At 62.2% G+C, this 22,375-nt stretch carries 20 protein-coding genes; 7 read left to right on the top strand and 13 right to left on the bottom strand.

Features of this window, described 5'->3' with window-relative positions:
* Positions 1-44: 44 nt before the first annotated feature.
* The 3 genes from PSH57_RS16730 to PSH57_RS16720 form a co-directional block, all read right to left on the bottom strand.
* A complete protein-coding gene (locus PSH57_RS16730; protein WP_305384253.1) occupies positions 45-500 on the bottom strand; it encodes a hypothetical protein in 456 nt (151 codons plus the stop codon).
* A 144-nt stretch (positions 501-644) separates the two neighbouring features.
* Positions 645-3,767, bottom strand: a complete 3,123-nt coding sequence (locus PSH57_RS16725; RefSeq protein WP_305444688.1) for an efflux RND transporter permease subunit — start codon at positions 3,765-3,767, stop codon at positions 645-647.
* A 14-nt stretch (positions 3,768-3,781) separates the two neighbouring features.
* Positions 3,782-4,939 (bottom strand): efflux RND transporter periplasmic adaptor subunit, encoded by a 1,158-nt coding sequence (locus PSH57_RS16720; protein ID WP_305384252.1) that lies wholly within the window; start codon positions 4,937-4,939, stop codon positions 3,782-3,784.
* A gap of 262 nt (positions 4,940-5,201) precedes the next feature.
* Here PSH57_RS16720 and PSH57_RS16715 point away from each other — a divergent pair, with 262 nt between their 5' ends.
* Complete coding sequence (locus tag PSH57_RS16715) at positions 5,202-5,903, top strand: response regulator (RefSeq protein WP_305384250.1); 702 nt, start codon at positions 5,202-5,204, stop codon at positions 5,901-5,903.
* A gap of 4 nt (positions 5,904-5,907) precedes the next feature.
* On the top strand, positions 5,908-7,209 hold the full coding sequence (locus PSH57_RS16710; protein WP_305384249.1) for an ATP-binding protein: 1,302 nt from the start codon (positions 5,908-5,910) through the stop codon (positions 7,207-7,209).
* A gap of 25 nt (positions 7,210-7,234) precedes the next feature.
* Here PSH57_RS16710 and pncA read toward each other — a convergent pair whose 3' ends face one another.
* Complete coding sequence (pncA, locus tag PSH57_RS16705; RefSeq protein ID WP_305384248.1) at positions 7,235-7,861, bottom strand: bifunctional nicotinamidase/pyrazinamidase; 627 nt, start codon at positions 7,859-7,861, stop codon at positions 7,235-7,237.
* Between the two features lie 188 nt (positions 7,862-8,049).
* Between pncA and PSH57_RS16700 the strand changes: the two genes are divergently transcribed.
* Positions 8,050-10,128 (top strand): putative bifunctional diguanylate cyclase/phosphodiesterase, encoded by a 2,079-nt coding sequence (locus tag PSH57_RS16700; protein WP_305384247.1) that lies wholly within the window; start codon positions 8,050-8,052, stop codon positions 10,126-10,128.
* A gap of 8 nt (positions 10,129-10,136) precedes the next feature.
* Here PSH57_RS16700 and PSH57_RS16695 read toward each other — a convergent pair whose 3' ends face one another.
* Together PSH57_RS16695 and PSH57_RS16690 are read right to left on the bottom strand one after the other, a co-directional pair.
* Positions 10,137-11,240, bottom strand: coding sequence for a DNA alkylation repair protein (locus PSH57_RS16695; RefSeq protein ID WP_305384246.1), 1,104 nt, complete (start codon positions 11,238-11,240; stop codon positions 10,137-10,139).
* A 138-nt stretch (positions 11,241-11,378) separates the two neighbouring features.
* Entirely contained in the window at positions 11,379-12,002 is a 624-nt protein-coding gene (locus PSH57_RS16690) for a DJ-1/PfpI family protein (protein WP_305384245.1), read from the bottom strand.
* Between the two features lie 162 nt (positions 12,003-12,164).
* Between PSH57_RS16690 and PSH57_RS16685 the strand changes: the two genes are divergently transcribed.
* Positions 12,165-12,473 carry an RcnB family protein gene (locus PSH57_RS16685; RefSeq protein WP_305384244.1) on the top strand — a complete coding sequence of 103 codons (309 nt, stop codon included), beginning with the start codon at positions 12,165-12,167 and terminating at the stop codon, positions 12,471-12,473.
* A gap of 4 nt (positions 12,474-12,477) precedes the next feature.
* On the opposite strand, the gene PSH57_RS16680 is transcribed toward PSH57_RS16685, so the two are convergent.
* Together PSH57_RS16680 and PSH57_RS16675 are read right to left on the bottom strand one after the other, a co-directional pair.
* Positions 12,478-12,801, bottom strand: a complete 324-nt coding sequence (locus PSH57_RS16680; RefSeq protein ID WP_305384242.1) for a protealysin inhibitor emfourin — start codon at positions 12,799-12,801, stop codon at positions 12,478-12,480.
* On the bottom strand, positions 12,801-13,862 hold the full coding sequence (locus tag PSH57_RS16675; protein ID WP_305384241.1) for a M4 family metallopeptidase: 1,062 nt from the start codon (positions 13,860-13,862) through the stop codon (positions 12,801-12,803). The genes PSH57_RS16680 and PSH57_RS16675 overlap by 1 nt, the downstream gene beginning before the upstream one ends.
* Before the next feature lie 146 nt (positions 13,863-14,008).
* Between PSH57_RS16675 and PSH57_RS16670 the strand changes: the two genes are divergently transcribed.
* Together PSH57_RS16670 and PSH57_RS16665 are read left to right on the top strand one after the other, a co-directional pair.
* Positions 14,009-14,350 carry an FKBP-type peptidyl-prolyl cis-trans isomerase gene (locus PSH57_RS16670; protein ID WP_305384240.1) on the top strand — a complete coding sequence of 114 codons (342 nt, stop codon included), beginning with the start codon at positions 14,009-14,011 and terminating at the stop codon, positions 14,348-14,350.
* A 55-nt stretch (positions 14,351-14,405) separates the two neighbouring features.
* Positions 14,406-15,161, top strand: a complete 756-nt coding sequence (locus PSH57_RS16665) for an ArsR/SmtB family transcription factor (protein ID WP_305384238.1) — start codon at positions 14,406-14,408, stop codon at positions 15,159-15,161.
* Positions 15,162-15,504: 343 nt separating this feature from the next.
* On the opposite strand, the gene PSH57_RS16660 is transcribed toward PSH57_RS16665, so the two are convergent.
* On the bottom strand, positions 15,505-16,296 hold the full coding sequence (locus tag PSH57_RS16660; RefSeq protein ID WP_305384237.1) for an AraC family transcriptional regulator: 792 nt from the start codon (positions 16,294-16,296) through the stop codon (positions 15,505-15,507).
* Positions 16,297-16,405: 109 nt separating this feature from the next.
* On the opposite strand from PSH57_RS16660, the gene PSH57_RS16655 reads away from it, so the two are divergent.
* Positions 16,406-17,335 carry a DMT family transporter gene (locus tag PSH57_RS16655; protein ID WP_305415932.1) on the top strand — a complete coding sequence of 310 codons (930 nt, stop codon included), beginning with the start codon at positions 16,406-16,408 and terminating at the stop codon, positions 17,333-17,335.
* Between the two features lie 54 nt (positions 17,336-17,389).
* Here PSH57_RS16655 and PSH57_RS16650 read toward each other — a convergent pair whose 3' ends face one another.
* The 4 genes from PSH57_RS16650 to PSH57_RS16635 form a co-directional block, all read right to left on the bottom strand.
* Positions 17,390-18,409, bottom strand: a complete 1,020-nt coding sequence (locus PSH57_RS16650; RefSeq protein WP_305384236.1) for a branched-chain amino acid aminotransferase — start codon at positions 18,407-18,409, stop codon at positions 17,390-17,392.
* Between the two features lie 258 nt (positions 18,410-18,667).
* Positions 18,668-20,050, bottom strand: coding sequence for a dihydrolipoyl dehydrogenase (gene lpdA, locus PSH57_RS16645; RefSeq protein WP_305384234.1), 1,383 nt, complete (start codon positions 20,048-20,050; stop codon positions 18,668-18,670).
* Positions 20,051-20,053: 3 nt separating this feature from the next.
* The gene (locus PSH57_RS16640; RefSeq protein WP_305384233.1) at positions 20,054-21,316 is read right to left on the bottom strand and encodes a dihydrolipoamide acetyltransferase family protein; all 1,263 of its coding nucleotides are present in this window, start codon (positions 21,314-21,316) and stop codon (positions 20,054-20,056) included.
* Positions 21,317-22,375, bottom strand: a complete 1,059-nt coding sequence (locus tag PSH57_RS16635) for an alpha-ketoacid dehydrogenase subunit beta (protein WP_305384232.1) — start codon at positions 22,373-22,375, stop codon at positions 21,317-21,319. It lies immediately after the preceding gene.

Raw genomic sequence — 22,375 nt, 5'->3', positions numbered from 1 at the left:
GGAAGCTTCGGCTTCCCTTTTTGCTGTGTGCTGGCAGCGAACTATCAAGCCTTGCGCACCTGGAACTGGCCTTTAAGCAGTATGGTTTGTCCATCGGCCTCCGGCAGTTCGAGATCAACATTGAAGTTGCCCCTTACGTTCCCCTCAGAGGTTGGTATCAATTCGATGCTACCGGAAATACCTTCGTAAATAGTGGTGGACGCCTTGAAGCTGAAGCTCACATCATCCCGTGTTTTCAACTCATAACTACCCGGCTCGAAGTTTGCCGGAATACTGATAGTGAGTTCGCGAGTCGATGTGACTGTCGCCCTCGTCTTTTTTTCCTCCCGATCAATGGCGGTAATCACCACGGCTTCCGTGCGCGTGATACCCGCCTTTTTCTTTTCGATGAGCCGAGAGGTGGCGACAAACTCGGGGAACTCTTTGCCATTGGTTGAGAACGCTGACGCGGTGACATAGTTGCCGGGGGCAAAGCTCAATTGATGAGTGGCGGCATTCATGGATTCGGTCTCCGTTGCTAGAACTAAGGTGTCCAAAGGCCGCATTGAGCCTACTGCTGGATAACGCTAGAGAACGCGTTTTTCAAAGGCTTGTAAACTGTCATTCCTGACAGTTTACAAGCACTTTTATTTATGATTTTTTGATTAGCCCGCAGACGGGGCTGACTCTTTAATGTGCTTGTGACGCTTGCGCACCAGCTTCATCACCCCGACAAAAAACACCGGCACAAACACCACTGCCAGCGTGGCCGTAATCATTCCGCCAATCACCCCGGTCCCGATGGCCTGCTGGCTCGCTGAACTGGCTCCGGTGGCGATGGCCAGCGGCACCACGCCGAGGATGAAGGCCAGAGAGGTCATGATGATCGGGCGCAGGCGCAGGCGCGCGGCCTGGAGCGTGGCGTCGATCAGGTCGTGGCCTTCGTCGTAAAGATGCTTGGCAAACTCGATGATCAGGATCGCGTTCTTGGCCGACAGACCGATGATGGTGACCAACCCGACCTTGAAGAACACATCGTTGGGCATGCCGCGCAACGATACCGCCAACACCGCGCCGAGTACCCCCAGCGGCACCACCAACAGCACCGCAGTGGGGATCGACCAACTCTCATAAAGCGCCGCCAGGCACAGGAACACCACCAGCAACGACAGGCCCAGCAATATTGGCGCCTGGCTGCCGGACAAGCGCTCCTGCAACGACAGCCCGGTCCATTCCTGGCCCAGTCCCGCCGGCCCTTGGGCCACCAGCCGTTCGATCTCCGCCATGGCCTCGCCGGTGCTGTGGCCAGACGCCGGTTCGCCGGAAATACTGATGGCCGGGTAACCGTTATAGCGGGTCAACTGCGCCGGTCCCTGGGTCCATCTGGCCTGGACGAAAGCCGACAGCGGCACCATTTTTCCGCTGTTGTTGCGAACATGGATTTTCAGCAGGTCGGCCACCTGGCTGCGCTGATCGCCTTCAGCCTGGACCACCACCCGCTGCATCCGCCCCTGATTGGGGAAGTCGTTGATATACGCCGAACCCACCGCAGTGGCCAGCACGTTGCCAACATCGGCAAAGGAGACGCCGAGGGCATTGGCCTGTTTGCGGTCGACTTCCAGTTGCACCTGCGGCGCCTCGGCCAGGGCGCTTTCACGCACGTTCATCAGTACCGGGCTTTTTTCGGCGGCGGCGAGCAATTCGCTGCGCGCCTGCATCAGCGTGGCGTGGCCGAGGCCGCCGCGGTCCTGGAGGCGGAATTCGAAACCACTGGAGGTCCCCAGGCCATCCACTGGCGGCGGCAGCACGGTAAAGGCCATGGCATCCTTGATCTGGCCGAGCGCCTGGTTGGCGCGCTCGGCAATCGAGCCGGCCGAGTCGTCGCTGCCTCGCTGCGACCAGTCCTTGAGCGTGGTGAATGCCAGTGCGGCGTTCTGCCCGCTGCCGGAAAAGCTGAAGCCCAGAATTATCGTGCTGTCGCCCACCCCCGGTTCACCGGCGTTGTGGGCCTCGATCTGTTCGACCACCTGTACCGTGCGGTTCTTGCTCGCACCGGGCGGCAGCTGGATATCGGTGATGGTGTAGCCCTGGTCCTCCACCGGCAGGAAGGAGGAGGGCAGGCGACTGAACAGCAGGCCCACGCCCACCAGCAGCACGCCGTAGATCAGCAGATAACGCCCGGTACGCCTGAGGGCATAGGCGACCCAGCCTTGATAACGATCGCTCAACTGCTCGAAACGCCGATTGAACCAGCCGAAGAATCCGCCCTTGGCGTGATGGTCGCCCTGGCTTACCGGTTTGAGCAACGTCCCACAGAGCGCCGGGGTCAAGGTCAATGCGAGGAACGCCGAAAACAGGATCGACGTTGCCATGGACAGGGAGAACTGCCGGTAGATGACACCCACCGAACCTTGCATGAACGCCATGGGGATAAACACTGCCACCAGCACCAGGGTGATACCGATGATTGCCCCGGTGATTTGCTGCATCGCCTTGCGCGTGGCGTCCTTGGGTGACAAGCCTTCGCTGGCCATGATCCGTTCGACGTTCTCCACCACCACGATGGCATCGTCCACCAGGATGCCGATGGCCAACACCATGCCGAACATCGTCAGCACGTTGATGGAAAAGCCCAGGGCGAGCATGGTGGCAAACGTTCCCATCAACGCCACGGGCACCACCAGGGTCGGGATCAAGGTGTAGCGGATGTTCTGCAGGAACAGGAACATCACGGCGAACACCAGCAGCATCGCCTCGCCGAGGGTGTAGATCACTTTGGTGATGGAGACTTTGACAAAGGGCGAGGTGTCATACGGGATCTTGTATTCCACGCCTTTGGGGAAGTAGCGCGCCAGTTCGTCCATTTTTGCCCGCACCAGGGACGCCGTATTCAGGGCATTGGCACCCGGTGACAACTGCACGCCGACGGCGGTGGAGGGCTTGCCGTTCAACCGTGTGGAGAACTGGTATTCCTGGCTGCCGACTTCAACCCGCGCCACGTCGGCGATACGCACGGTCGAGCCGTCGGGGTTGGCCTTGAGCACGATGTCGGCGAATTCTTCGGGGGTCGACAGCTGTCCCTTGACCAGGACGGTCGCCGTGATCTCCTGAGTGGCACGGGTCGGCAAGTCGCCGATGCTGCCCGCCGAGACCTGAGCGTTCTGCGCGACAATGGCGGCATTGACATCCGTTGGGGTCAGGTTGAAACCGATCAGTTTCTGCGGGTCGATCCAGATCCGCATCGCCCGTTCGGCGCCGTACAACTGCGCCTTGCCGACACCGTCCAGGCGCTTGATCTCGTTCATCACGTTGCGCGCCAGGTAATCACTGAGGGCTACGTCGTCGAGTTGGCCGTCGCTGGAGGTGAGGGTGATCAGCAGCAGGAAGCCGGCGGAGACTTTTTCCACCTGCAAGCCTTGCTGGGTGACCGCCTGGGGCAAGCGTGACTCCACGGCCTTGAGGCGGTTCTGCACATCGACCTGGGCCAGCTCCGGGTTCGTGCCGGGTTGGAAAGTCGCGGTGATGGTGGCGCTGCCGAGGCTGCTCTGGGACTCGAAATACAACAGGTGATCGACGCCGTTGAGCTCTTCCTCAATCACGCTGACCACGCTTTCGTCGACCGTGTGTGCCGACGCGCCCGGGTAAGTGGCGGATATCTCGATTTGCGGCGGCGCGACATCGGGGTATTGCGCCACCGGCAGTTGGGGTATGGCCAGCGCGCCGGCCAACAGGATGAACAACGCGACCACCCAGGCGAATACCGGGCGGTCGATAAAGAACTGCGGCATAGGGAACGTCCTGCTTACTGACCAGGTGCCTGGGCAAGTGGAAGAGGGGATGGGTCGATCCGGACTTTTTCACCGGGGCGTGCGTGTTGCAGACCTTGCACCACGATACGGTCGCCGGGCTTGAGACCGTGGGTGACAATCCAGCGGTCGTTTTGCACGGGACCCAGTTCCACCGGTTGCAGGCTGACTTGCTGCTGCGCGTCGAGCAGCAACACCTGAGCGGTCCCGGCGCTGTCGCGCTGGATAGCCCGTTGCGGCACGCTGATACCCTGACGGTCGACGGCTTGCTCCAGGCGCACGCGCACGAAGCTGCCCGGCAGCAGGTCGAGGTCAGGGTTGGGAAACTCGCTGCGCAGGGTGATCTGGCCGGTGCCCGGGTCGACGGTGATGTCGGTGAACAGCAACTTGCCCGGCAACGGGTAGAGGCTGCCGTCATCCTGGATCAGCGTGGCCTTGGCCTGGTCCTGCCCGACCTGTTTTAACTGGCCGGAACGCAAGGCGCGGCGCAAATCATTGAGCTCGCGCACTGATTGGGTCAGGTCTGCATGGATCGGATTCAACTGCTGGATGAGGGCCAGCGGTGTGGTTTCGTTCTGTCCCACCAGCGCACCTTCGGTCACCAGCGCCCGACCGATGCGCCCGGCAATCGGCGCGGTGACCGTGGCATAGCCCAGGTTCAGCCTGGCCCGTTCCACGGCGGCCTTATTCGCCCAGACGTCGGCGGCGGTCTGACGTACGGCGGCACGGGCATTGTCGTAGTCCTGGCCGCTGACGGCGTTATCTTCAATCAACTGCGAATAACGCTGCGCTTGCAGGCGGGCCTGGAACGCGTTGGCCTCAGCCTTGCGCAATGCCGCTTCGGCGCTGTCCAGGTCGGCCTTGAACGGTGCCGGGTCGATGCGAAACAGCACATCGCCTTGTTTCACGTCGCTGCCCTCACGAAAGACCTGCTGCAGCACCACCCCTGGCACCCGTGCGCGAACCTCGGCAATGCGCGGCGCAGCGAGGCGTCCGCTCAGTTCGCTGCTGATGGAGAGTGGCCGGGCTTCGATGGTTTCGATTGCCACAGTGGCCAGCGGCGTCGCGTCTTCAGGGCTCGAGGGGCCGTCGCAGGCGCTCAGCAGCAGCGTCCCGAGCAACAGGCCCAGGGTGGCGAAAGGGTTCTTTGGCATGGTGCTTCCCCAACAATGAACGTTGCATGCTACGGGGGGTGAAGGGGCGCATCGGTAAAGCTTTGTAGGGGCTGTGTGAAATTGTGTAAGGGGTTTGCTCGTGGGGGGGCGAGGGCGTATATCCTTGGCAGCTTGATTCCTTGGTGCCTGTTATGCCGCCTTCGCGAGCAAGCCCGCTCCCACAATGCTCATGCCAACCTCTGTGGGAGCGGGCTTGCTCGCGAAGGCGATCCGCCAGGCGCCCCAGCACTCTGGAAACACCATGCCCAACATCCTCCTGGTGGAAGACGACACCGCCCTTTCTGAACTGATCGCCAGCTACCTGGAGCGCAACGGCTACAAGGTCAGTGTGCTCAGCCGTGGCGATCATGTGCGTGAACGGGCGCGGGTCGATCCACCGGACCTGGTGATCCTCGACCTGATGCTGCCGGGGCTGGACGGCTTGCAGGTCTGCCGCTTGTTGCGGGCCGATTCGGCCACCTTGCCGATTCTGATGCTCACCGCCCGGGACGACAGCCATGATCAGGTGTTGGGCCTGGAGATGGGGGCCGACGACTACGTCAGCAAGCCCTGCGAGCCCAGGGTGCTGCTGGCGCGGGTGCGGACCTTGTTGCGCCGCAGTAGCCTCACCGAGCCGCAGACGGTCAACGACCGTATTCTCATGGGCAACCTGTGCATCGACCTGTCCGAACGTACCGTGACCTGGCGCGGGCAAGCGGTGGAACTGTCCAGCGGCGAATACAACCTGCTGGTAGTGCTGGCCCGGCATTGCGGTGAGGTGTTGAGCCGCGATCAGATCCTGCAGCGCCTGCGCGGCATCGAATTCAACGGCACCGACCGCTCGGTGGACGTGGCGATTTCCAAGCTGCGGCGCAAGTTCGACGACAACGCCGGCGAAGCCCGCAAGATCAAGACCGTGTGGGGCAAGGGTTATCTGTTCAGCCGCTCCGAGTGGGAATGTTGAGTCGATGTGGAAGCTGCTGATTCGCCTTTACCTGGTCACCATCGTGTCCTACAGCGCCGCGATCTACCTGATGCCGGAACTGGTGGTCCGGCTGTTTCATGAGCGTTTTCTGAGCTACAACCTCGATTACTCCCGTGGCCTGCAAACCTTGATGGTCAGGCAGTTCCATAACGTGCCCAGCGAACAGTGGCCGACACTGGCGGCACAGATGGATAAGGAATTCGAGCCGCTGCGCATCGAACTGGCGGCCATCGATGATGAAGGTTTCAGCGCCGATGAGCAGACGCGTCTCAAGCGCGGCGAGAACGTGGTGCGTCTGGGCGAATGGGCCTGGCGAACCCTGGCGGCCGCGCCGCTGGATGAGCGCACGGCGGTCAAGATGATCGTGCCCCCGGACCCGACCGAGGTCAGTGGGCTGTACTGGAGCATCAACGTGCTGATCGGCGCGACGATGCTGGCCTGCCTGCTGCTTTGGTTGCGGCCGCATTGGCGCGATCTGGAACGGCTCAAACGCACCGCTGAACGCTTCGGCAAAGGCCATTTGAGCGAACGTACGCAGATTGGCGCCAGCTCGAACATCGGCAGCCTGGCCCACGTGTTCGATACGATGGCCGGCGACATCGAGCGTCTGCTCAACCAGCAGCGCGATCTGCTCAATGCGGTGTCCCATGAATTACGCACGCCATTGACCCGCCTCGATTTCGGCCTGGCCCTGGCGCTGTCCGAAGACCTGCCACCGGCCAGTCGCGAGCGGCTGCAAGGGTTGGTGGCGCACATTCGCGAGCTGGATGAGTTGGTGCTGGAGTTGCTGTCCTACAGCCGTCTGCAGAACCCCGAGCATCTGCCCGAGCGAGTGGAGGTGGCACTGGACGAGTTCATCGACAGCATCCTGGGCAGTGTTGACGAGGACCTGGCGGCGCCGGACGTGGTGATTGATGTGCTGCTGCACGGCGCGCTGGAGCGTTTCGTGCTGGACCCACGCTTGACGGCCCGGGCATTGCAGAACTTGTTGCGCAATGCCATGCGCTATTGCGAAAAACGGATCCAGGTCGGCGTCCAGGTCGGCGTCCAGGGCTGTGAGATCTGGGTCGACGACGACGGTATCGGTATTCCCGACAGCGAGCGCGAGCGCGTGTTTGAGCCGTTCTACCGTTTGGACCGCAGCCGCGACCGCGCCACGGGCGGCTTTGGCCTGGGCCTGGCCATCAGCCGTCGAGCCCTGCAAGCCCAGGGCGGTACGCTGACGGCGCAAGCCTCGCCGCTGGGCGGCGCGCGGTTGCGCTTGTGGTTGCCACCAGCGTGCTGATGCCGTTCGAGGCCGGGGCGAGGGGTCAGGCGTCTAATGCGCTCGATTCAATCAGCGCCACACCCGCTTGCTGCATCCGCCGGATTGCCGCCTCCATCGAACCGTCGATATCAATGCCCCGACAGGCGTCGAGCACCACAAGCGCATTGAACCCCGCCGCCCGGGCATCCAGCGCCGAAAACATCACGCAAAAATCCAGCGCCAGCCCCACCATATACACCGTGTCGATGCCGCGCTCCTTGAGGTAGCCCGTCAACCCGGTGGGTGTCTGGCGGTCGGCTTCCATGAAGGCCGAATAGCTGTCGATGTCCGGGTTACAGCCCTTGCGAATGATCAGTTGGGCGTGGGGCAGGTCCAGGGCCGGGTGCAGCGCGGCGCCTTGGGTGCCCTGTATGCAGTGGTCGGGCCACAGTTTCTGTTCGCCATAGGGCAGTTGAATAAGGTCGAACGGTTGCTTGTCCGGATGGCTGGAGGCAAACGAAGCATGCCCGGCCGGGTGCCAGTCCTGGGCGAGGATGACGTGCCTGAATGAACGGCCCAGGCGGTTGATCAATGGCACGATTTCGTCACCCCCCGGTACGGCCAGTTGGCCTGCGGGGATGAAGTCGTTCTGAACGTCTATTACCACTAACGCGGTAGTTGGGGCGGTCATGGATGGGGCTCCTGAAAAATGGCCCCCACAGCTTAGCCGAACGGAAGAAGATGTCTTTCGTCGCAAATATTCAAGGGCTGATGGCTTTTTGATATTTGGTCGGTACGCCCGTACCACAATTGAGTACAATCGCCGCCTTTCAACCGGGCATGGAAGCAGTTCGGCTTTCCAGTCACGAGAAAAACCCCATGCTCATCGGTAGTTATTCACCGGCCCTTGTTTTGATTTCCCTGTTTGTTGCGGTACTGGCTTCCTACACCGCGCTGGACATGACCGGACGCATAGCGACCACCCAGGGGCGCGCGGCGCATTGGTGGATGGCCGGCGGTTCCCTGGCCATGGGCATCGGGGTCTGGTCCATGCATTTTATCGGCATGCTGGCGTTCACCTTGCCGGTGGAGCTTGGCTACGATGTGTCGATCACCGCTTTGTCGCTGCTGACCGCCATCCTGTCCTGCGGCTTTGCCCTGTGGTTGGTCAGTCAACCGCAATTGCCGGCTTGGCAACTGGCTTTCGGCGCGTTGATCATGGGCGCCGGCATCAGCGCCATGCATTACACCGGCATGGCGGCGCTGCGGATGCAGCCGGGTATTGATTATGACCCCTCGTTGTTCGGCGCTTCGCTGGTGATTGCGGTCGGCGCTTCGGCGGCCGCGTTGTGGATTGCCTTTCGCCTGCGCCAGAACATCCCTCATGTACGCCTGGCCCGCGCCGGCGCCGCCGTAGTGATGGGGCTGGCCATTGTCGGCATGCATTACACCGGCATGGCCGCAGCGCGGTTCAGCGACGGCAGTTTTTGCGGGGCCCTGGACGGCTTGAGCGGCAAGGGCCTGGACAATCTGGTGCTGATCACCACGTTGGCGGTACTGGCCATCGCCTTGCTCACCTCGATTCTCGATGCGCGCCTGGAAGCCCGGACCGCCGAGCTGGCCCAATCGCTGACCCTGGCCAACCGCGAGCTGACGCAACTGGCCCTGCACGACCCGCTCACCGAATTGCCCAACCGCGTGCTGCTGGCCGATCGTATCGATCAGGCCATGCATCGGGTGCATGAGCAAGGCGGCTGTTTCGCCTTGATGTTCATCGACCTGGACGGCTTCAAACCGGTCAACGATGCTTTCGGTCATCACATGGGTGACTTGTTGCTGCGGGACGTAGCCCAGCGCCTGCGGGAAGACTTGCGCAGCCAGGACACCCTGGCGCGGATCGGCGGTGATGAGTTCGTGCTACTGGTGCAACTGGCCGAGCCTGACGATGCATTGCGACTGGCGGCCCGTCAGGTCGGGCTGATCGGTCGCACATTCCGGGTGGCCGATCATGACCTGCAGATATCCGCCAGTGTCGGCATCGCGCTTTATCCGGGCAACGGCCAGAGCGCCGAAGAGCTGCTGATGAATGCCGACGCGGCGATGTACCACGCCAAGGGCGCCGGCAAGAACGGCTACAGCTTTTTCGATGCCTCGATGAACAGCAACGCCCGCAAGCAACTGCAATTGCTGCAAGACTTGCGCATTGCCGTCGAGCAGCGCCAGTTCAGCCTCCATTACCAGCCCAAGTTCGATGCCGCCAACGGCCGTCCGGTCGGTGCCGAAGCCTTGTTGCGCTGGACGCATCCAACCCAGGGCCTGTTGATGCCCGATACCTTCATCGACCTTGCGGAAAAAACCGGGCTGATCATTCCCATCGGTGAATGGGTGTTGAACGAGGCCTGTCGCCAGATGCGTGAATGGTACGTGCTCGGCTACACCGACTGGCGCATCGCGGTGAACCTGTCGGCCTTGCAGTTCTGTCACGTGGGCCTGGTGCAGAGCGTCGCCACGGCGCTGGAGATTCATCATCTGCCGGCCAACAGCCTGACCCTGGAAATCACCGAGACCACGGCGATGAGCGATGCGGATGCGAGCATGACCGTACTGCAGGAGCTCTCGGACATGGGCGTGGACTTGTCCATCGACGACTTTGGCACCGGGTATTCGAGCCTGATGTACCTCAAGCGTTTGCCGGCCAACGAGCTGAAGATCGATCGTGGTTTCGTCCGCGACCTGGAGCACGACAGTGATGACGCGGCGATCGTCTCGGCCATCGTCGCCCTCGGCCAGGCCCTGGGGCTGCGGATCGTTGCCGAAGGGGTGGAGACCGACGTGCAGCAGGATTTCCTGACCCAATTGGGTTGCGATTCATTGCAGGGTTACTTGCTGGGCCACCCGCTGCCGGCCGAACGCTTCCTGCACGACATTCGCCAGGCACAACGGCTGGCGCTGGCCTGAGCGGCCGCTCAGGGAACGATGTCGAACGCCGTGCTGCCCAGCCGCTCGCCATTGACCAGCAGATGCACCGCATGCCGGCCCGCGTAGTGCCGGCGGGTGGTCAGCTCGCGAATGTGCTGGGAGCGGCTGAGGCTGACGCACTCCAGCGCGGGCAGGTCGAAGGTCTTGAGCTTGAAGACTTTGGCCGAGGTGCCGCCCGAGGCTTTCACATAGTCGATGGCATAGTCGATCACCAGGCGCTGGCTCTGCTCGAGGGTTGATTGCACCTTGAACGACAAGGTGATTGGCTCGCCGAGACGAATCACCGCAGGTGTGACCTTCAAGTCCAGCACCTGGATGTGCGCCTTGCCGCCGACCCCGATAACCGCCAGCGCCCGCGAATTGCCTTGTTTGATCAGGCTGCGCAAAGCATGGCGGGCAATCCATGCGGTATGGCGATCTTGCAGGGGCCAGCCTTCGATCCGGTCCAGCACCCAGTCAGGGTGCTGCTTGGTGATGTCGTTGAGATGATTGGCCACGGACTTGCGTACATACAGGCTGCTGTCGGCCTTGAGGGCCTCAAGGATCGCGGCGGCGAGGTCGGGATTGGCCTGGATCGGTGCCAGATGGAATGACCAGGGCAAGCGCGGTCGACTGCCTTCGCTGGCCAGGCGACGCACGTGTTCGTTGGGGTCGTGCGCCCAGTCGTGCATGGCCTTGAGGGTGCGCGCCAGGTCATCGCGCAGGAAATGCCGCACCGCGAACTCCGAGGAGCCGAACCGGGTGAAGTATTTGAGCGCATCCAGGGACAGGTCGAAACTGTGCCGGCCGTAGGACGCCACATAGTGGGGCAGGAACATGCTGACAAACATGCTGTTGAGTCGGGGCGCCAGGTCCCGCAGCACGTCCAGCGATGCCTCGTACTCCATAGGCAGTACCGCATGCAGGCACTCACTGACTCGCGCCATGCGTTGCATCACCGACAACTCGTTCAAACCGTCCTGAGCCTTGTCCAGGAACGCCCGGCTATCGAATGCCGGATACACCGCGCTCATTTCACTGGCGATGTGCTCAAGGCGCGGTTTGTTGAAGATTTCCTTCAGGGCCGGGGATGAGGTGGTGGGGGTGGTCATTTCAGGGTCCGTCCGGGTGTGATCGACTTCACGATGGGCTGGCCGATTTGTAGCGCAGGATGTGCTGTAACGCAAAATTGTGGCAGGGGAATTTATCCTCCCGCCAGAGGGGCTCGGCCTGGTTCAGTTCTTTGACAATCAAACTTCTGCCGCTTCACCCACATACCGGCGAATATGCCCCAACCCACGCTCGACATACGCATCTTTCTCGCCCACCGGGGCAAAATAATGCAGCACTTCTCGCGCGGTCTCCAGACCCTTGAGCCGGGCCAGCACCCAGGCCGACAGGTACTGGGCAGAGAAACAGCCACCGGCGGTGGCGATGTTGCCATTGGCGTGGAATGCCTGGTTGACCACGTTGACACCCGCCGCCACGACCCATGGTTTACTGGTGGTGTCGGTGCAGGCCGGTGCCTGGCCGAGCAGCCCCAGGCGCGCTAGCAGAAAGGTGCCGGAGCATTGGGAGCCGAGCAGCTGGCGCGTCGGATCCAGACGCAGCCGGCTCATGATGGCTGGGTCGTCGGCCACTTCCCGGGTCTTCATGCCGCTGCCAAACAACACAGCGTCGGCCTTGCAGGCCTGCTCCAGGTCGATCTGGGCGTCGATGGTCAAGCCATTCATGGACGTGACGCGCGGGGCAGGTGATGCGATGCTCACGCGCCAATCCTTATCGCCCACCAGGGCAATGCGGCTGAGCATGCCGTAGGCAATCAGTGAGTCCAGTTCGTTGAAACCGTCGAAGGTCAGAATGGCGATGTGCATGGCGAGCCCCGGTTTTTATCAATGGCTTTTTTGCCAGCCTACGCCGGTAGTTGGCATGGCCGCCCCGTACAGTCGGCGACAGATTCGTCGCTACAGTAAACGGAATGATTCGCTGCCGTTGAAGTCGGAGATTTCAGTATTCTCGAAATCACTGGAGTTTTTATGCGCAACCCAACCCTGATCGCCAGTCTGGTCCTGATCGCCGGTCTCGGAGCTTTTGGCCCTATGGCGCAAGCGGTCGAGGCCACCGGAGATGCGGTGGAGCATTCACCCAACAATGGTCGCCGGTTGGTGGAGGCCGACCGGACGCCGGCTGAATATCAGCGCTCGGACAAGGCCATAAAAAACTGGAAGCAGAAGGGGCTCGAAGCACCCGAGGAAGGGGCGCAATGGGTGCAGATCCATGACAAATACGTGATGGTGGTGATTGCCTCCGGCCGGATTCTGAAAATCACCCCCGCCACGCGTTAATCCATCAGCTCACTTCGCCTTTGTCCCACAGGCGAACCAGCTCGCCGGGTGCCTGATCCTCAGGCACCTGCAGCACCATTTCGTCGTCCTGTTCGTTGGCGCGATAGCGCACCTCGATCCGAAAAAAACGTTGGTCGCCACGCCCCGGCGCCGCCGAGTCCAGCGGCAGGCAACCTTCCAGTACCGAGCAGATGCGCGTGCGTTGGTCGAGATCGCACTGGGCGAACTCGATTTCCCGAGGGCGAGACAGGGCGGGAATCGCCGCCACGCCGCCCTGGCGGGACAGCCGCACCACGGCGTGGTCATCGAGGTCTGGAAGGGGTTTCATCAGCGTTCCTCGGTTAAGTCGACGCCAACCTGGGCCCAGCCGTTCTGCACCGCCTGCACTTCCCGGACGCCGAAGCGCTGGCGGGCGTGCTCGACGGTCAAGCGGGCGAAGGCGCTGAAGGATGCGTCGTTGGCCAGTCTTCTGTCGCACAAGGTTTCATACCAGATCCGGCCGGCCTTTTCCCAGGCAAATCCGCCCAGCGTGGTGGCCGCCAGATAGAAGGCGCGGTTGGGAATGCCGGAATTGATGTGTACGCCGCCGTTGTCCTCACGGGTGATGACGAATTCACGCATGTGCGCCGGTTGCGGGTCCTTGCCCAGCAGCGGGTCATCGTAGGCGGTGCCGGGGTTGGACATGCTGCGCAGGCCGTCGCCGTTGATTTTGTCCGTGAGCAGGTCGGCGCCGATCAGCCAGTCGGCCTGGTCCGCGGTCTGTTCGAGGACGAACTGCTTGACCAGTACGCCGAATACATCGGACATGGACTCGTTCAACGCGCCGGACTGGTTGGCGTAGATCAATCCGGCTTCGCTTTCGGTCACGCCATGGGCCAGCTCGTGGGCCACGACGTCAAGGGATCGGGTGAAGCGCTGGAAGATTTCGCCATCGCCGTCGCCGAACACCATCTGTGCGCCGTTCCAGAAGGCGTTTTCGTAGTCCTGGCCGTAATGCACGCTGCCCACCAGAGCAAAGCCTTTGTTGTCGATGGAGTCGCGCCCCAGCACTTTCCAGAAAAAATCGTAGGTGGCGCCGAGGGCATCGTAGGCCTCGTCCACGGCCGGGTCGCCAGTGGCTGCCTGGCCTTCGAGGCGTACCGGCTGGCCGGGCAGTTCCATGGTGTTTTGTGCGTCATGCACGCTGCGCTGGGGTTGGCCGGGCTTACCGGGCCTGGGCAGCGCAGCGGCGGCGGGCGGGGTGTGCGGCGGGCCGGGGTTATGCCGCAGGTTGCGTACGTGGGTCAGGGTGCCGAGGGCACTGGAGCGCTGATGTTCGGAGCCGTGGGCGATGATTCGGTTGAGGATATAGGGGGGAATGAAGCCGTGGAGCGGGCGAGAGTCGATCATCAGAATATCCTTATCTGAAATGCAGGGTCGATACCCATGTGAACCGAAGCGACCGCTGCGGTTCCCTTATGTACGCAATACACAAAAGTTTGCCAGCCACGCGAATTTCTGCGAAAACCCGCGCCTGAACCACACGGGAGTGCCCCATGAACGAAGAGCTGCAAATCATCGACCTGGAACAGGGCGACGGCAAAAGCGTAGTCAAAGGCGCGCTGATCACCACCCAATACAGTGGCACGCTGGAAGACGGCACTGAATTCGATTCGTCCTACAGTCGAGGCAAACCTTTCCAGTGCGTGATTGGTACCGGTCGGGTTATCAAGGGCTGGGACCTGGGCCTGATGGGCATGAAGGTCGGCGGCAAGCGCAAGCTGTGGGTGCCAGCGAATCTGGCCTACGGCGAACGGTCCATGGGGGCCCACATCAAGCCGGGCGCCAATCTGATTTTCGAAATCGAGTTGCTGGAAGTGCTGACCCGCGACGATTGAACGTGTTGCTATTCTCTCCAGTGGTGCCATGGCTCGATTCGTCAGGGAGCGAAATATGAATGCAGAGCAACATGATCTGGGGGTGTCCCAGGTCGCCGCGGCCATTGCCGAACCGGCCCGCACCCGAATGCTGTGCGCGTTGATGGACGGCCATGCCCGAACCAGCACGGAGTTGGCGAGCATCGCCGATGTCAGCGCCTCTACCGCCAGCACCCATTTGGCGAAGCTCAAGGAGCTGGCGTTGGTGCGCGTGTACGTCCAGGGCCGACATCGCTACTACAGCCTGGCGGATAAACGCGTTGCCCAGGCCCTTGAAGCGTTGATGGTGATCGGCCAGAACGCCGCCTCGAGCTTCTCCCCACGCACCCCGGACCGCCTGCAATTCGCCCGCACCTGCTACGACCACATGGCCGGTACGCTGGCGGTGCGCATGCATGATCGGATGCTTGAAGCCGGCTGGCTGGTGGATGTGGACGGCAAAGGGTATCGCCTGAGTGAGTCCGGCGAGGCGCTGTTCCAAGGGCTGGGCATTGATGTCCAGGCGCTTGCCGTTCAGCGACGCCGATTTGCCTGTCCCTGCCTGGACTGGAGCATGCGCCGTCCACACTTGGGGGGCGCCTTGGGCGCGGCGCTGCTGCAGACGGCGATCAAGCGCAAATGGGTGATCCAGGACCTGGACAGTCGGGCGCTGGGCTTGACGGCCAGTGGCCGCAAGGAAATGGCGGCGCGATTGGGTGTCGATGTCGCGATGGATGTCGGACCTGCTGACGCCATCGCGAGCAGGCTCGCTCCCACAATGGAACTGCGCTGAACCAAAACTCATGAACACCCCGAACCCCTGTGGGAGCGGGCTTGCTCGCGAAGGCGGTGAGTCAGTCAGTATTGATGTTGAATGTGACGGCCTCTTCGCGAGCAAGCCCGCCACACAGTGGAACTGCGCTGAACACAAAGCTCATGAACACCCCAAACCCCTGTGGGAGAGAGCCTGCTCGCGATGGCGGTGAGTCAGTCAGCATTGATGTTGAATGTGACGGCCTCTTCGCGAGCAAGCCCGCTCCCACAGTGGAACTGCGCAGAACACAAGCTCATGAACACCCCAACCTCCTGTGGGAGCGAGCTTGCTCGCGAAGGTGGTGTCAGCCGCGCCATGGTCATCAAGCCATGTGCCTGCGTCGATACTCCTCTGGCGTGGTGCCCATCATTTTGCGAAACATGCTGATGAACGCCGAGGCGCTGCTGTAGCCCAGGTCCAGGCCGATGGTTTCCACGGTCTGGCCTCGTTCGAGCAGGGCCAGGGCTTCGATGACTTTCAGGCGCTGACGCCATTGCACCAGTGAGATGCCTAAGTCCCGCTGTGCCCGGCGCATCAGCGTGCGTTCGGTGGTGTTGGCGGCGCGGGCCAGTTCCGGCAGCGAGCGTGGGTCACCCGGATTGGCCTCCAGGGCTCGCAGTACCGGCCCCAACAGTGGATCGTCGGAGGAGGGCAGGTAGCTGCCGACGTGGGGCGCCTGGGTCAGTTTGTCCACCAGCACTTGTAATAATCGTTGCTGTTGAGGTGTCGGCGCAACGCTCGGCGGATCGCTGCGCAGTTCTTCCAGGAGGGCGCGGATCAACGGGCTCAAGGTCAATGCGCAAGGCCAGGCGGGCAGGGCGCTGCACAGTTCGGCTGACAGGTACAAGGAGCAATGACAGGCCTCATGCCGATTGAATCCCATGTGTTCCATATCCGGTGGTAACCAGATGCCGTACTGCGGCGGTGCCAGGTAGTGGTGTCCGGCGATCTCGATCTCCATGACCCCGCTATAGGAGTAGACGAACTCGCCCCAGGCGTGGCTGTGTCGTGGGTAAGTAGCGTGGGCCGGCATGCAGGCGCTGCGAAAATAAATCGGCGTCGGCAGGGCGGCTTCGAACGGCGGAATCTTCAAATGCTGGGCAGGTGGATGCATATCGACCACGATGGCGGATTGCCGGGATGGCTTGTCGGGTTATCACTATATCCATCAAAGTTGTCAGGCAGACAATCCTTTCCTCAAATCAACCCTAAGGACAATTACCATGACGACCCGCCGCGCCCTGGATGGGCCAGTCTGTGCCCTGATGACTGGTCTGTGCGCCATCTGGGGGTTTCAGCAGGTGGCAATCAAGGCCAGCGCCGCCGATATGGCGCCCATGCTGCAACTGGGTCTGCGCTCGGCCATCGCCGCAGTGTTGGTATCGCTACTGGTGTGGGTGCGGGGCGAGCGTCTGTCGCTGGCCGATGGCAGTTGGCGCCCGGGCCTGCTGGTGGGGTTGCTGTTTGCCCTGGAGTTCGTGATGGTGGGTGAAGGCCTGCGCCACACGACGGCTTCGCACATGGTGATTTTCCTCTACACCGCGCCCATGTTCGCCGCCCTGGGGCTGCACTGGAAACTGCCGAGCGAGCGCCTCAAACCTCTGCAATGGCTGGGTATCGCCGTGGCGTTCGGCGGTATTGTCGTGGCCTTCAGTGGGGGGACGGGGTCGGCGAACGGCAGTTCGCTGCTGGGTGATGGCATGGGGCTGTTGGCCGGTGCGCTCTGGGGGGCGACCACGGTGACAGTGCGTTGTTCGCGCTTGACGAACCTGCCCGCCAGCCAGACGTTGCTGTACCAATTGGTCGGCGCCGGGGTGCTGCTGGTAGGGATGTCGGTGGTGCTGGGGCAAACGACGATCCACCCCACACCGCAACTGCTGGCCAGCCTGGCCTTTCAAGTGTTGCTGGTGTCTTTTGCCAGTTTTCTGATCTGGTTTTCCCTGCTGCGCCGCTACCTGGCTTCGCAATTGGGGGTGCTGTCGTTCATGACGCCGCTGTTCGGCATCGGTTTCGGCGTCTGGTTATTGGATGAACCGCTGGAACCGAACTTCATCGTCGGCGCCGCTCTGGTGCTGAGCGGTATCCTGCTGGTCAGTGGTGCCGGGTGGTTTTACCAGCGCTGGGGGCAATGGGGGTTATTGCGTCGGGGGTAGTGGGCATAGGTTCATGTAGCGAGGGAGCAGGTTCCCTCGCCACATGAACGCTGCTTAGACCTTGACGATCCAACCCGCCGGCGCTTCCACGTCACCGGTCTGCACACCGGTCAGCTCTTTGTAGAGCTTCTGGGTGATCGGACCGACTTCGGTTTCGCTGTGGAACACGTGCAGCTTGTCCTTGTAGCTGATACCGCCGATCGGGGTAATGACCGCGGCGGTACCGCAGGCGCCGGCTTCCTTGAAGTCCGACAGCTTGTCGATAAACACATCGCCTTCGATCACTTCCAGGCCCAGGCGCGATTTGGCCAGTTCGATCAGCGACAGGCGGGTGATGCCTGGCAGTACCGAGGGCGAGTTGGGGGTGATGAATTTGTTGTCGTGGGTAATGCCGAAGAAGTTGGCCGAACCGACTTCCTCGATTTTCGAGTGGGTCAGCGGGTCCAGGTAGATGCAATCAGCGAAGCTCGCCTTCTTGGCCTGGGAACCGGGCATCAGGCTGGCGGCGTAGTTGCCACCGACCTTGGCCGCGCCAGTGCCTTGTGGGGCTGCGCGGTCGAAGCTGGAGATCAGGAAGTTGTGCGGGGTCAGGCCACCCTTGAAATAGGCGCCGACCGGGATGCAGAAGACCGAGAAAATGAACTCCGGTGCGGTGCGCACGCCAATGTTGTCACCCACGCCGATCACGAAGGGGCGCAGGTACAGCGCGCCGCCGGTGCCGTAAGGCGGGATGAAACGCTCGTTGGCGCGAACCACCTGCTTGCAGGCTTCGACGAACTGCTCGGTCTCGACGAACGGCATCAGCAGGCGGGCGCAGCTGCGCTGCATGCGCGCGGCGTTCTGGTCCGGGCGGAACAGGTTGATCGAACCGTCCTTGCAGCGATAGGCCTTCAGGCCTTCGAAGCACTGCTGACCGTAGTGCAGGGCGGTGGAGCCCTCGCTGATGTGCAGCACGTTGTCGTCGGTCAGGGTGCCGGCGTCCCAGGCGCCATCGCGCCAGTGCGACAGATAGCGCTTGTCGGTCTTGATGTAGTCAAAGCCCAGTTTGTCCCAATTGATGCTCTCGTTACCCATGACACCCTCTATTTCTTAACAACCGCCGAAACGGTTCAAGGCTTCTGACGTTTTTTGGATGGGGACAACAATACTTCATTCCGGGGCTGTTTCGCAGCCTGCTCGATGGGGGGTAGGCAGATAAATGGTGGTGTTTTTGAAAATTCGCGAGCAAGCCCGCTCCCACATTGGATTGTGTTCGCATGAGCGACCGAGATCACTTGTGGGAGCGGGCTTGCTCGCGAAGAGGCCACCACTCACACCCTCAAATCCCCTGAGTCACAGATGCAATGCATGCCCCAACGCCCGCAGCGCCGCTTCCTGCACCGCCTCGCCCAGCGTCGGATGGGCGTGGATGGTGCCGGCGATGTCTTCCAGGCGTGCGCCCATTTCCAGGGACTGGCCGAACGCGGTGGACAGCTCCGACACACCGACGCCGACCGCCTGCCAGCCAACGATCAGGTGATTGTCCCGACGTGCCACGACCCGCACGAAACCGCTTTTCGATTCCAGGGTCATGGCCCGGCCATTGGCGGCGAACGGGAAGCTGGAAACGATGCAGTCGAGCCCGGCGGCCTTGGCTTCGTCCGGGGTCTTGCCGACCACCACCAGTTCCGGGTCGGTAAAGCACACCGCAGCGATGGCCGTCGGGGCGAACTCGCGAGGCTGGCCGGCGATCAGCTCGGCAACCATTTCGCCCTGGGCCATGGCCCGGTGAGCGAGCATCGGTTCGCCGCTCAGATCGCCGATGGCCCAGACGTTGCGCATGCTGGTCTGGCAGCGATTGTCGATTTTTACCGCCGAACCGTTCATTTCCAAGTGCAACGCTTCGAGGTTCCAACCCTGGGTGTTGGGTTTGCGACCAACGGCCACCAGCACCCGGTCGGTGTCCAGGTTCAGCGTATCGCCATCGGGATCTCGCACTTGCAACGTACTGGCCTGGGCATCGAAACCTTCGACGCTGTGCTTGAGGTACAGCTTCACGCCCAACTGCTTGAGCGCCTCGTGCACCGGTTGGGTCAGTTCGCCGTCGTAGGCCGGCAGAATCCGCTCCTGGGTCTCGACCACGCTGACTTCGGCGCCGAGTTTGCGGTAGGCGATGCCCAACTCCAGGCCGATGTAGCCACCGCCCACCACCACCAGGTGCTTGGGCACCGAGGCCGGGGCGAGGGCTTCGGTGGAGGAAATGATCGGCCCACCAATCGGCAGCATCGGCAGATCGACGCTTTTCGAACCGGTGGCCAGCAGCAGGTGTTCGCACTGGATGCGCGTGTCACCGACGTCAACGGTTTTGCCATCGACTACGTTGGCCCAACCGTGAATGACCTGGACCTTATGCTTTTTCAGCAGCGCCGCGACGCCGGTGGTCAGGCGATCAACGATGCCGTCCTTCCATTCCACGCTCTTGCCGATGTCCAGGCGTGGCGCCGAAACCGTGATGCCCAGGGCCGAGCCCTGGCTGTGGTGTCGGGTCTGGTGGAACTGCTCGGCCACATGGATCAACGCCTTGGATGGGATGCAGCCGATGTTCAGGCAGGTACCGCCCAGCGCCTGGCCTTCCACCAGTATCGTTTCAATGCCCAGTTGGCCGGCGCGAATCGCTGTCACGTAGCCGCCAGGACCGCCGCCAATGATCAGCAGCTTGGTGTTCAAAGTCTGCATCGCTTACTCCACAAACAGGGTGGCAGGTTGTTCGAGCAAGCCGCGTAGGGCCTGGATGAATTGCGCCGCGTCCATGCCGTCGACCACCCGGTGATCGAAGGAACTGGAAAGGTTCATCATTTTGCGGATCACGATCTGGCCTTTGATTACCACGGGCCGTTCGACGATTTTGTTCACGCCGACGATCGCCACTTCCGGCAGGTTCAGCACTGGCGTACTGACGATACCGCCGAGGGCGCCGAGGCTGGTCAGGGTAATGGTCGAGCCGGACAGCTCATCGCGGCTGGCCTTGCCATTGCGGGCCGAGGTGGCCAAGCGCGAGATTTCTGCCGCGCTATCCCACAGGCTGCGGGCTTCGGCGTGGCGCACCACCGGCACCATTAGGCCGACGTCGCTCTGAGTGGCAACGCCGACATGCACGGCGCCCGAGCGAGTGATGACCTGGGCTTCGTCGTCATAGCGGGCGTTCATTTGCGGGAAGTCGCGCAGGGCCACGACCAGGGCGCGTACCAGGAATGGCAACAAGGTCAGCTTGCCGCGGCTGGCGCCATGTTTTTCGTTCAGATGAACCCGCAGTTCTTCCAGAGCGGTGACGTCGATTTCCTCAACGTAGCTGAAATGGGCGGCACGTTGAGTCGCCTCCTGCATGCGCTGGGCGATCTTGCGGCGCATGCCGATCACCGGGATTTGCTGCTCGTCGTGGCGTTCGGCGTAGCCTGCACCCCCCTTGTTCTGGATCGACGGACCCTGGGCCAGATAGGCCTCCAGGTCTTCATGCAGGACACGCCCGGCCGGGCCACTGCCCTGGACCAGGCGCAATTGAATGCCCAGGTCCAGCGCGTGTTTGCGTACGGCCGGAGAGGCCAGCGGCCGCTCGTCAGGCTCGCGGGCTACCGGCGCTTGCGGCGCGGGGCGTGGCGCCGCAGCGGGTTTTTCCAGCGCCGGTTCAGGCGTTGCCACCGGCTCGGCTTTCGGCGCTGGCGCGGCGACGGCGGGCTGCGCCGATTCCTTGAGGTTGCCGGCACCTTCGACTTCAATGCGGATCAGTTCGCTGCCCACCGCCATGACTTCGCCCGGCTCGCCACCCAGGGCAATCACCCGACCGTGGACTGGCGAGGGAATGTCCACCATGGCCTTGTCGGTCATGACATCGGCCAGTACCTGGTCCTCGACCACCATGTCGCCAACCTTGACGTGCCACACCGACAGTTCAACTTCGGCGATGCCTTCGCCGATGTCCGGCATCTTGATAACGTGCGTGCCCATTCAGACCTCCATGACCCGTTTCAACGCCGCGCCCACCCGGGACGGCCCTGGGAAATACGCCCACTCCTGCGCATGCGGGTAGGGCGTGTCCCAACCGGTGACACGCTCGATGGGCGCTTCCAGGTGATGGAAACAATGCTCTTGCACCAGCGACACCAGTTCAGCGCCGAAACCGCAGGTGCGGGTGGCTTCGTGGACCACCACACAGCGGCCGGTCTTCTTCACGGATTTGACGATGGTCTCAAGGTCCAGCGGCCACAGGCTGCGCAGGTCGATGACTTCGGCGTCGATGCCGGTTTCTTCGGCCGCCACTTGGGAGACGTAGACCGTAGTGCCGTAGGTGAGGATGGTCACATCCTTGCCCGGACGGGTGATGGCGGCGACGTCCAGCGGCACGGTGTAGTAACCGTCCGGCACCTGCGCCGACGGGTGTTTGGACCACGGCGTTACCGGGCGGTCGTGGTGGCCGTCGAACGGGCCGTTATACAGGCGCTTGGGTTCGAGGAAGATCACCGGGTCATCGTTTTCGATGGAGGCGATCAGCAGGCCCTTGGCGTCGTAAGGGTTCGATGGCATCACGGTTCGCAGGCCACAGACCTGGGTGAACATCGCTTCGATGCTCTGGCTGTGGGTCTGGCCGCCATAGATACCGCCGCCGCAGGGCATGCGCAGAGTCATCGGCGCGGTGAACTCGCCGGCCGAGCGATAGCGCAGGCGCGCCGCTTCGGAAATGATCTGGTCCGACGCCGGGTAGACGTAGTCGGCGAACTGAATCTCGGCCACCGGCCGCAACCCGTAGGCGCCCATGCCCACGGCCACGCCGACGATACCGCTTTCAGAGATCGGTGCATCGAACACCCGGGAGGTGCCGTACTTGTTTTGCAGGCCTTCGGTGCAGCGGAACACGCCGCCGAAGTAGCCCACGTCCTGGCCGAACACCACGACGTTGTCGTCGCGCTCGAGCATCACGTCCATGGCCGAGCGCAGGGCCTGGATCATGGTCATGGTGGTAGTGGTCATGGCGGTGTCCAGCTGGATAGCGTTGTTGTGATCGTTCAT

The organism is Pseudomonas hefeiensis, assembly GCF_030687835.1.
GTDB lineage: Bacteria > Pseudomonadota > Gammaproteobacteria > Pseudomonadales > Pseudomonadaceae > Aquipseudomonas > Aquipseudomonas hefeiensis.
This window is presented reverse-complemented; position numbering and strand designations above follow the sequence as displayed.